The organism is Frankia sp. CcWB3, assembly GCF_977927595.1.
On sequence record NZ_CDWRCK010000153.1, the window covers coordinates 1 to 10,391 of the forward strand.

The following is a 10,391-nucleotide window of genomic DNA, read 5'->3' on the forward strand; positions in this document are numbered from 1 at the left end:
TGGCTGCCCCGATGAACTGCCCAAACAGGCCCTAGGGGCCAGCCGAGACGATCCCGCCGGCACCAGAAAGATCCTTGTCGTCGTTACTCCCGGGGCATCCTCGCACGTCACCGAAAGAATCGGCTCGCCGATCGTCACAGTCGGTACACATGGGCGGGTTGTCCCAAGACATTCGCGAGATCCTTCTGACCTCCTCGTACACTGGACACGCTGTGCGCGGGCCCCACCCAACGTCGCCGGTAAACCAGGCGCAGCCTCCCGCTCGTCGCTTCGTTCATCGAGGCGGCTGGTCAGAGCGACGGAGGGTACCCGGGGTGTCCGCCTACGGTGGCGGCACGCTGGGCGGAACCCCTGCCCGGGTGAGGTAGGGAAGCCCGACGGCGGATTGTGGACGCCGGGCCCGTGGACGACGGAGGCGCTGTGGTCGACGGAAGCAACCGACCGCAGGCCGGGGACGTCGATAACGACGTGAACCCGAACGCGCCCGGAGTCCGGGGTGCGACGCCGCACTCCGGCACCGCCATCCTCGCCGAGTCCGTGCTCGACCGCCGCTACCGTCTGCTCTCCGCGTTGACGACCCGTGGGCCCGTCACCCTCTGGCGAGGCGACGACAAGGTGCTCGCCCGACCGGTGGCAGTACGCATCGTCGAGCACGGCCCCGCGTCCGCGGGCGGCGGCGGGCCGGCCACGGATCCGGAGCAGGAGCAGGCGGCCCGCCGGCTTCTCACCGCAGCGATCAACTCCGGTCGGCTGGTGCATCCCGGCGCCGCCTCGACCTACGACGCCACCACTACCACGGCCGAGTCCCGACGCATCTCCTACGTCGTCTCGGAATGGGTGGACGGCAAGACGCTGCGTCAGCTTTCCACCGACGGGCCGCTACGCCCGGAGCAGGCCGGCGCCGTGGTGCTCGCCGCGGCCCGAGTCATCGCCGCGGCACACGAGCGCGGCATCCATCACGGTGACCTGAACCCCGGTGACGTCATCGTCTCCAGCCACGGCACCGTCAAGGTCATTGACCTGGAGATCGGCGGGGTGCTCGCGGAACTCGACGGTTCCCTCCCCGCGACGGAGCTCGACGGGCACGGTAACCAGCCCGACCAGAGTGGGATCGGCGGGGACGACGGTTCCGGCCCAGGCACGGCCGACCGCGCAGGCGGCGGCCCCGACGCCACGGCGGTGAATCCCGACCTGATCGCCGCGGCCGACGTCCGGGCGCTCGGTGGCCTGCTGTATGCCGGGCTCACCGGTTACTGGCCCCTCGGCGGGGACCGCGGTCTGCCCACCGCACCCACCTCGGGCGGCCGGCTGCGGACTCCCCGACAGGTCGCCTCGTCAGTTCCGCGTGATCTCGACGCCATCACCATGGCCACCCTCGGCGACGATCGGGTCGGGGCGCCCATCACCACGGCGGCCGACCTGGTCGAAGAGCTGGAGTCGATCAACCCGGTGGACGCCGTGCTCGACACCGGGTTGATGAGCCTCGGTGACGCCCCGCCCAGCACCGAGGCGATGGACGTGGACGCCTTCGCATCCTCGGACTACCTCGCGCCGAGGGATTACCCGGCGCAGGGCCGCTATGCCGACACCGCCGGCTACCCCGGCCCCGGCCGGGACGCCCGGTACGACACCCGGGTGGAAGGCCCCCACGGGTCCCGCGGCGGCGGGACCGGCTACGGCCGCAGTGGGTACGACGACCGCAGCTATCCAGCCGGAGGTGGCGGTTACCCGGCGGGATCCGACCGCTACCCGCCTGGTTCCGGCCCGAGGCGCCGTGGCGGGCCGTCGCTGGGACGGGCCGTGCCGTGGATCGCTCTGGTGGTGGTCGTCGCAATCGCGGTGGTCGCCGTAATCACCCTGCGTGGCAACGGCGAAAAGAATAACGCTGCCAACCCCGGCACCCCGACCACGGTGCCGGCGACCCCCACCGGAACCATCCTCAAGCCAAGCAGCACGGACTCCTTCGACCCGTTCGCACCTTCGGGTGAACCCAAGACCGAGAAACCGGCGGATGTCGGCAAGGCGTTCGACGGGAACACGTCGACGGAGTGGACGACGAGCAACTACACCAGCGCGACGTTCGGCAACCTCAAGCCGGGTGTCGGGCTGCGCATGGCGTTTCCGCAAAAGATCCTGCCCACCTCGGCCACCGTGACGGTCGGCAGCCTGGGTCCGGTGTCGTTCGAGCTGCGCAGCGGCGACAGGCTGTCGGAGTCGCTCGACGGCTTCGACCGCGTGGTCGCCCAGAAGTCGGGCGCCAGCGGCACGGTGGTCCTGCCGATGTCATCGGACGTGAACCCCTCGCAGTACTGGGTGCTGTGGCTGACCTCGCTGCCGTCGAACGCCGGGCAGTACCGCGGGTCGATCGCGGAGATCACGTTCCGGTCCTGACGGGAGGACGGTGAGAGGACGGTGAGAGTCGGTCCACCCGCCGAAGTCCTGGTGGCCGCCCCGACGCCGAGCTGGGCTGCGCCGCCGTACCGCCCGCCCGACGGTGCCCATGACGACTACCCCGAAAGGCCAGATTCGTGATCCGGTCAATCCCCGCGGGTGCGTCGCCGAGCATGACCTGCACCTGGACGTCGAGGAGGCGCTGGGCTGGCTGACGCCCGGGTTGCGGACCGCCGTGGTGCTGGTGGACGTGGCAGGACGACCCGTCGCCGAGGCGGCGGGGCTGCTGGGAGTTCCGGTCGGGACGGTGAAAAGCCGGCGTTCGCGCGGTCGCGCGCAGCTCGCCGTCCTGATAGGTCCCCCCGGTCAGGGAACCCGGCGGCTTCGCCCGCCGTCTCAGAAGGAAGACACCAGGATGCGGCGGGCTCACCGGGGCAGCAGCCCGTTACCGGAGGTCGGCCCATCGGCCGCGGCCCCGCGGGCGCGGCCGACGCCATCCGGATCTGCCGAAGGAGGTGATCAGCAATGGCGACTGAGCCTGCGGGTGACCGACGCCGACCGGCGGCTCCCTCCGATCCCTTCCCGGCGGGTCGCCGCTTGCGCGCGCACGTGCATCACCCGGACGCCGAGCTGCTGGACGCCTTCGCGGGCGGAGAGCCGCTCCCCCGCTCCGTCCGCGAGCATATCGAGGGCTGCGTCTCATGCCAGGAGTCGATGGTCGCCCTCCGCAGGGTCCGTACGGACCTCTCCCGCTTGGCGGCCCTGACGATGCCCGGCGAGGTGGCCGAACGCCTCCAGGCTGCGCTGGCGGCCCACGCACCTGCTCCCTCTCGGCCGGGACCGGGCCGGAACCCGGCCGCGCCGACCGGTCCGGGGCCCGCGAGCTCCGGCTTCGCCGGCACCACGGGAGCCGCCGGGGCCACCGGCACGGAACCCCTCGTGGGGGATACCGAGGCGGTCCACACCGAGGCCGTCCACACCGATCCAGGGGATGGCACGGGTGGGCGGGCGGCGAGTGGCAACAGGCCAAGGCGGCGGCCCGGCCGAGGTGGGGCGGGGGCTGGGCTCACAGACCATCAACCGGCCCGGCGCCGGGATCCGCGGAGCCGTCCGGGTGCGTCGGGTGCGCGCCCCCGACGGGACTGGGTGTCCATCATGGCGGTCTGCATCGCCTTCATCACCTTCGGGGCGGCGATCTTCGTGTACCACGGTCTGCGGAGCGCCAACGTCGATCACAGGGTAGCGGCGTCCAACCCCGTGGACAGCTCCGGCCCGGCCGGCGGTTCGGTGGTGGCCGAACGCGGCTCCGCCAGCTCCGCTCCCCTCATCATAATGGCGGTCTCGCAGGCGAGCGTCGCTCCCTCGGACGTCGTGCGGCACGGCCGGGAACTGCTGGCCGGCCGGATCCTGGGGTCCGCGGCGCTGCCGCTCGTGCCGCCGCCCGCGCCCGCGGCGGCCGGCGGCGCGACGACCCCTGCGACGGTGGACGTCGACCGGTTGCGCTCGGTGCTGGACACCCCTGGCCTGCGCCCGTGCTACCAGAGCCTGGCGGCGCAGACGGGTGGGACGATCCTCGCCGTCGACCGCGTCGTCTACAACGACCAGCCGGCGCTGTTGATCGTGCTCTCCGTGCCCATGCAACCGGCGGTGGCCAGGGTGCTGGTCGTCGACGCCCGCTGCGGCATCACCACCGTCTCCACCGCGCCGTGGTACAGCGTGTCCACCCTGCGGCACTGAGGTGGGGGTTGACGCATCGAGAGGGGCCGGGAGCCCGGCCGTGGCACGCACCGGTGGCGGGCGCGGATGGAATCAGATGCCCGCGGAGACGGTTGTCGCTGTCGGGCACCGTCTCCATGGACGGACCGATGAACGAGGAACTCGGATGAAGCCGGGGCGACAGGTACCGGCGAGGGCCCACCCGGCTCACAGGGATCCTGTAGCATGAAAGGGATCCCGTAGCATGAAAGGAGCGGGTGTGACAGCCCAGGAGGACGGCCAGGATGTCACCGGCCGCAGCAGCCAGCCCGACGGCAATGACGACATACGCGATGTCGTCATTGCCGGTTCGGGCCCCGCAGGGTACACGGCCGCTGTCTATACCGCCCGGGCCAACCTACGGCCACTCGTGTTCGAGGGCGCGGTATCGGCCGGCGGATCGCTCATGAACACCACCGAGGTGGAGAACTTTCCTGGGTTTCCGGACGGCATCCAGGGTCCGGAACTGATGGAGAACCTGCGGCGGCAGGCGGAGCGGTTCGGAGCCGAACTGGTGGCCGACGACGTCACCGAGCTCGACCTCGCGGCGAACCCGAAGGTCGTCAAGATCGAGGACAGGACCTACCTCGCCCGCACGGTCATCGTCGCCACCGGTTCGGCCTACCGCATGCTCGGCGTCGAACACGAGGAGCGGTTGCTCGGCCACGGGGTCTCCGCCTGTGCAACCTGCGACGGTTTCTTCTTCCGGGATCAGGACATCGCGGTGGTTGGCGGGGGCGACTCGGCGATGGAGGAGGCGACCTTCCTGACCCGCTTCGCCCGCTCGGTGACGGTGATCCACCGGCGGGACAAACTCCGGGCCAGCGCGATCATGCAGGAGCGGGCCTTCGCCAACGAGAAGATCCAGTTCCGGTGGAACGCAGAGGTCACCAAGCTCCTGGGCACGGACAAGCTCACCGGCGTCCGGCTGCGCGACACCGTCACCGGTGAGGAGAAGGATCTTCCGGTCACCGGGCTGTTCGTCGCGATCGGTCACCTTCCGCGTACCGAACTCGTCCGTGGTCAGCTCGACCTCGACGACGCCGGCTACATCTCGGTCGCGCACCCGACCACGAAGACGAACCTGGACGGGGTCTTCGCCTGTGGCGACGTGGTCGACCACACCTACCGCCAGGCCATCACCGCGGCTGGCACGGGCTGCGCCGCCGCTCTCGACGCGGAGCGCTTCATCGCCGCCGGGGAGGGTCCGGGCGAGGTGACCACCGTGGCTCCCCGGGTCGTGACCCCGACGCCGCAACCTGCCTGACCCGGTCGTCTGTCCGAGCGGCCGACCGAGCGGCGCTGGATCAGGCCTGCCCGACCCGGCTGCCCGAAGGCCGGTCGGGCGCCGTCCGCGGGCCACCACCGGCCCGTTGATCGCCTTCCCGTCCACTAAGAGATCATCCATCAGGGAGAACAACATGGCAGGTTCCACCACCCCCGTGACCGACAGCACCTTCGTGACCGAGGTACTGGAGAGCGACAAGCCGGTCCTGGTGGACTTCTGGGCCGAGTGGTGCGGCCCTTGCAAGATGGTCGCACCCGTTCTGGAGGAGATCGCCAAGGAGCATGGCGAGAAGCTCCGGGTCGTCAAGCTGAACATCGACGAGAACCCGGAGACCGCCCGGAACTACCAGATCATGTCGATCCCGACCATGGCTGTGTTCGTCAAGGGCGCGATCGACAAGAGCATTGTCGGCGCGAAGCCGAAGGCCGCCCTGCTGCGTGACCTCTCGGCCTACATTTGATCTCGTCACGCGGTCGTTCCACCGTCGGCCCGCCGGGTGTGATCCCGGCGGGCCGACGTCGTTCCCGGACTGGTCCGCGCCGGTTCGCCCACGACAACCGGATACCACGTGCGGCCCGGGAACTTTCTCCCGCCGTCACGAGCATCGTGGGAGTATCACGGCGCCTGGTCACGCACGGTCAATACTGGAGGATCCGGTTCGCGGTCGGTCGAGACCGCACGGGCATGCCCTAGGCTTGAGATTCAGCAATCGGCCGTCGGCGCATCATTCGTCGACGCGGTGGCCCCGACCATCGGGTTTCGCCAGGGGCACCGGGTTTCGCCAGGGACACGTTGGGGCAGGCGAGCTGAAAGGTATGCATCGGTGAAGCTGCTGCGTCTGGGAGACCAAGGTTCCGCCGTCGCCGAGGTTCGGGCGGCCCTGACCTATCTTGGTTTTCTTCCCGTGACGCCCCGGCAGAGCCGGGATCCGGCCGGCCCGGGTAAGGGTGACCCAGGTAAGAGTGCCCTGGGTAAGAGTGCCCCGGATAGAGGTGCTGCCTCCGCCGCGGACCCGTCCCAGGACACGCGGGTCCCGGCTGTCGACGGTACTCCCGGCGGCATTCCGGCCAAGCCGGCCGATCGGTTCGACCGAGACCTCGACAACGCGCTGCGCGCCTTTCAGCAGAGCCGGGGGCTGTCCGCCGACGGGATACTCGGTCCAGACACGGCGCGTGCCTTGGAGGAGGCACGCCACAAGCTCGGCGACCGTCTGCTTTACCACAGTCCCGCGCACCCTTTTGTCGGCGATGACGTGGCGGCGCTCCAGGAGCGCCTGTTCAACATGGGTTTCGACGTCGGCCGCACGGATGGGATCTTCGGGCCACGCACCGAGTCCGCGGTCCGCGACTTCCAGCGCAACCGGGGTCTCGATCCGGACGGCCAATGCGGGCCACACACCCTGCGCGAACTCAAACGCCTGCAGCGCACAGTCACTGGTGGCCGGCCCGACGTGCTGCGGGAGTCTGTCCGGCTGTTGGCCCACGGCTCCTCGCTGCTCGGAGTCGTCGTCGCCATCGATCCCGGCCACGGTGGCGACGATCCGGGCATCGCCTGCGGCAATCTGTGCGAACGGGATCTCATGGCCGACCTCGCCGTCCGGATGTCCACGCGGCTACTCGACTCGGGCCTGCAGGCGCACCTCATCCACGGACTGGACGAGTCCCCCAGCGAGGAGGAGCGGGCCGCGCGGGCGAACGAGCTCGAAGCAGATCTCCTGATCTCGCTGCACGCCGACAGCAGTCCATCCCCGCACGCCCAGGGGGTATCGGCCTACTACTACGGCAACGCGCGCGGGTCGTCCGCCGTGGGTGAGCGCTTCGCCCAGCTCGTCCACCGTGAAATCGTCTCCCGGACCGACATGCTGGACTGCCGCACCCATCCGAAAGTCTGGAGTCTGCTTCGGCGGACCCGGATGCCGGCCGTACGGCTCGACCTCGGATATCTGACAAACGAACATGACACCAAGGCCCTTGGCTCCACCGCATTCCGGGCAACCGTCGCCGAGGCGGTGCTCGCCGCGGCCCAACGGCTCTTTCTCCCACCCGAGCAGGACGCGCCGACGGGCCAGCTTCACGTCCCCCGCCTTGCTAGCCGCACCTGACCGGTCACCAAGACATTCCATCGACAAGGCTGACGTTTCACGTGAAACGAGGCCGGTGCGTCGATGGGGGAAATTCATGCTCGGCAGCCTAGGCTGGTTCCGTAACAGCCTCCGCGTCCGTCGGCGTTGACCTCGGCGACCGGAGGCCCGGTGGCCGACCCATGGAGCGCCTTTTTCGATGAGCCGTCGCATCGCGAACATCACCCTGGACAATATTGACGATCTCCCTCTGCCCTGCCGCCGCTGCGTCTTCTGGGAGCTCGATCCGGTGGCCCGGAGCCGCGCGGAGGAGGCCGGCGGCACCGACCTCGAGAAGGAGGCGTGGGTTTCCCTGGCCCTCCTGGAATGGGGAAGTTGCGGAAAGATCGCCTATGTCGACAACGTCCCCGCCGGATTCGTGATGTTCGCTCCGCCGGCCTACGTGCCTCGATCGGCGGCCTTTCCCACCAGCCCGGTCTCACCGGACGCGGTGCTGCTCATGACAGCGTCGATCGTCGATGAGTTCACCGGGCAGGGGCTGGGGCGGATTCTCGTCCAGTCCGTCGCCAAGGACGTCATCCGCCGCGGCTTCAAGGCGGTGGAAGCGTTCGGTGACCTCCAGAACTCCGACACCCGCTGCATCCTGCCCGCCGACTATCTCCTCGCGGTCGGTTTCAAGACGGTCCGGCCTCACCATCGATGGCCGCGGCTGCGGCTCGAGGTGAAGAACGCGGTGAGCTGGCGAGAGGACGTCGAGGTCGCCCTGGAACGTCTGCTGGGATCGATGACGCCGGAAGGCGTGCTGCGCAAGGTCGGCCAGGCCGGCAATCTCGCCTGAGCACAGCGATGGCCCGGCACTCGGCGGACAGACGCGCAGCCACCCGGGGGAGCCCGGCACAGCCCGGGACCGCGCGATCCGCGCCCGGCTCGAGAACCCCAGAGAACCCCGAGCGAACCCGAGCCGGACGCCTAGTCCAACAAGCCGTCGACCGAGGCCGACGGCAACATCACGGCGACGATCCGCTCCAAGTCCTCGATCGAGGCGAACTCGACCGTGATCTTCCCCTTGCTGCGGCCCATGTCCACCTTCACGCGGGTCTCAAAGCGATCCGAGAGGCGGTCGGCGAACCTCGCCAGGGCCGGTGAGGCGGCCCCTGGCGCCCGCGACGCCCGCTTACGCGGGGTCTCGTCGTCCAGTGCCACGATCTCCTCGACGGCCCGCACCGAGAGACCTTCCGCGACGATGCGGGTGGCGAGCCGGTCCTGGGCGTCCGGATCCTGCAACGAGAGCAGCGCGCGGGCATGGCCCGCGGACAGCACGCCGGCCGCCACCCGTCTTTGTACCGCGGGCGAGAGCCCGAGCAGCCGGATCATGTTGGTGACATGCGACCGGGACCGCCCGAGCCGACTGGCCAGTTCCTCGTGCGTCGCACCGAAGTCGCGGAGCAGCTGTTCGTACGCCGCAGCCTCCTCCAGCGGGTTGAGCTGCTGGCGGTGGAGGTTCTCCAGCAGCGCGTCGCGCAGCATGGCGTCGTCCGCGGTCTCCCGCACGATGGCGGGAATCCGTGGAAGCTTGGCGATCTTCGATGCACGCCACCGGCGTTCACCCATGACGAGCTCGTAGCGCTCGGGGGCCACCTCGCGTACCACGATCGGCTGGAGCAGCCCGACCTCGCGGAGGCTCGCCGCCAGCTCTTCGAGGGCGTCCTCATCGAAGTGAGTCCTGGGCTGGCGCGGGTTCGGGCTGACCGACTCGACGGGGATCTCGCGGAAGGTCGCCCCGTGTACGGGCAGCGGCCCGGTGCTGTCGCCGGAGCCGCGACCCGTCCCCCGGCCGCCGTAGCCACTGCCGTAGTCGGCGTAGTCACCGTAGTCAGCCGAGGCGGTGCCCACCTGACCGTCGAGGGGAGGAGGAGTAACCGGGATGAGTGCCCCCAGCCCTCGCCCCAGACCACTGCGCCGAGCACTCATCATGCCGCTCCATTCGAGTCCCGACCCCGTTCCGTGAGTTCGCGCGCCGCGGCCAGATAGGACAGCGAGCCGCGCGACGTCGGATCGTACGTCAGCGCGGACTGCCCATAGCTCGGCGCCTCCGCCAGACGCACGTTCCGGGGGATGGTGGTGGACAGCACCCGGTCCCCGAAGTGTTCCTTGACCTCGTGGACGACCTGGTCGGCCAGTCTGGTCCGGGAGTCGTACATGGTGAGCAGGATGGTCGACAGGCGCAGCTCCTGGTTCAGGTGCGCCTGCACCAGTTCCACGTTGCGCAGCAACATGCCGAGGCCCTCCAGCGCGTAGTACTCGCACTGGATCGGGATGAGCAGCTCACGGGCGGCCACGAGGGCGTTGACGGTCAGCAGCCCGAGAGAGGGCGGGCAGTCGATGAAAACATAGTCGACGTCCCGTTGCATGCTCGCGATGGCCCGCCGCAGCCGGTTCTCCCGCGCCACCAGCGACACCAGCTCGATCTCCGCGCCGGCAAGATCGATCGTTGCGGGCGCGCAGAACAGCCCCGGCGCCTCGGCGGACTTCACGATGACCTCGTCGAGGGGCCGATCCCCCACCAGGACCTCGTAGATCGAGGGGACCCCGGAATGATGGTTGACGCCGAGCGCCGTCGAGGCATTGCCCTGCGGGTCAAGATCGATTACCAGGACCCGGGAGCCATGAGATGCCAGCGCCGCCGCCAGGTTGACCGTCGTCGTCGTCTTCCCTACACCGCCCTTCTGGTTGGCGACCGAGATGATGCGCCGCCGGGTGGGGCGAGGGAATGGTTGTCGTCGTTCTACCGCCAGTGCTTCCACTGCTGCTGCCGCCGCCGCTCCGATCGGGGTCGAGGGATCGAGCAGGTCCAGTGCGGAGAGCGCGGGGTCATAG

General features: G+C 69.6%; 9 protein-coding genes. 7 read left to right on the forward strand and 2 right to left on the reverse strand.

All coding sequences use genetic code 11. From position 1 onward, the window contains the following. Positions 1-420 precede the first annotated feature (420 nt). From ACY5KJ_RS12815 to ACY5KJ_RS12845, 7 genes are all read left to right on the forward strand, one after another. Positions 421-2,391, forward strand: coding sequence for a protein kinase family protein (locus tag ACY5KJ_RS12815; protein ID WP_462187246.1), 1,971 nt, complete (start codon positions 421-423; stop codon positions 2,389-2,391). Positions 2,392-2,500: 109 nt separating this feature from the next. Continuing rightward, a complete protein-coding gene (locus ACY5KJ_RS12820) occupies positions 2,501-3,157 on the forward strand; it encodes a sigma factor-like helix-turn-helix DNA-binding protein (RefSeq protein ID WP_462203428.1) in 657 nt (218 codons plus the stop codon). Further along, a complete protein-coding gene (locus ACY5KJ_RS12825) occupies positions 3,106-4,128 on the forward strand; it encodes a hypothetical protein (RefSeq protein WP_462203429.1) in 1,023 nt (340 codons plus the stop codon). Before ACY5KJ_RS12820 ends, ACY5KJ_RS12825 begins: the two co-directional genes overlap by 52 nt. 238 nt (positions 4,129-4,366) lie before the next feature. Beyond that, entirely contained in the window at positions 4,367-5,413 is a 1,047-nt protein-coding gene (gene trxB, locus ACY5KJ_RS12830) for a thioredoxin-disulfide reductase (protein ID WP_462203430.1), read from the forward strand. A gap of 154 nt (positions 5,414-5,567) precedes the next feature. Beyond that, positions 5,568-5,894 (forward strand): thioredoxin, encoded by a 327-nt coding sequence (gene trxA / locus ACY5KJ_RS12835; protein ID WP_462187251.1) that lies wholly within the window; start codon positions 5,568-5,570, stop codon positions 5,892-5,894. Between the two features lie 363 nt (positions 5,895-6,257). Next, positions 6,258-7,535, forward strand: a complete 1,278-nt coding sequence (locus ACY5KJ_RS12840; protein WP_462187252.1) for an N-acetylmuramoyl-L-alanine amidase — start codon at positions 6,258-6,260, stop codon at positions 7,533-7,535. 178 nt (positions 7,536-7,713) lie between these two features. Then, the gene (locus ACY5KJ_RS12845; RefSeq protein ID WP_462203431.1) at positions 7,714-8,352 is read left to right on the forward strand and encodes a GNAT family N-acetyltransferase; all 639 of its coding nucleotides are present in this window, start codon (positions 7,714-7,716) and stop codon (positions 8,350-8,352) included. Between the two features lie 131 nt (positions 8,353-8,483). Here ACY5KJ_RS12845 and ACY5KJ_RS12850 read toward each other — a convergent pair whose 3' ends face one another. Beyond that, positions 8,484-9,485: a ParB/RepB/Spo0J family partition protein gene (locus tag ACY5KJ_RS12850; protein ID WP_462187263.1), complete on the reverse strand. Its 1,002-nt coding sequence runs from the start codon at positions 9,483-9,485 to the stop codon at positions 8,484-8,486. Then, on the reverse strand, positions 9,485-10,369 hold the full coding sequence (locus tag ACY5KJ_RS12855; protein WP_462203432.1) for a ParA family protein: 885 nt from the start codon (positions 10,367-10,369) through the stop codon (positions 9,485-9,487). The genes ACY5KJ_RS12850 and ACY5KJ_RS12855 overlap by 1 nt, the downstream gene beginning before the upstream one ends. Between the last annotated feature and the right edge of the window lie 22 nt (positions 10,370-10,391).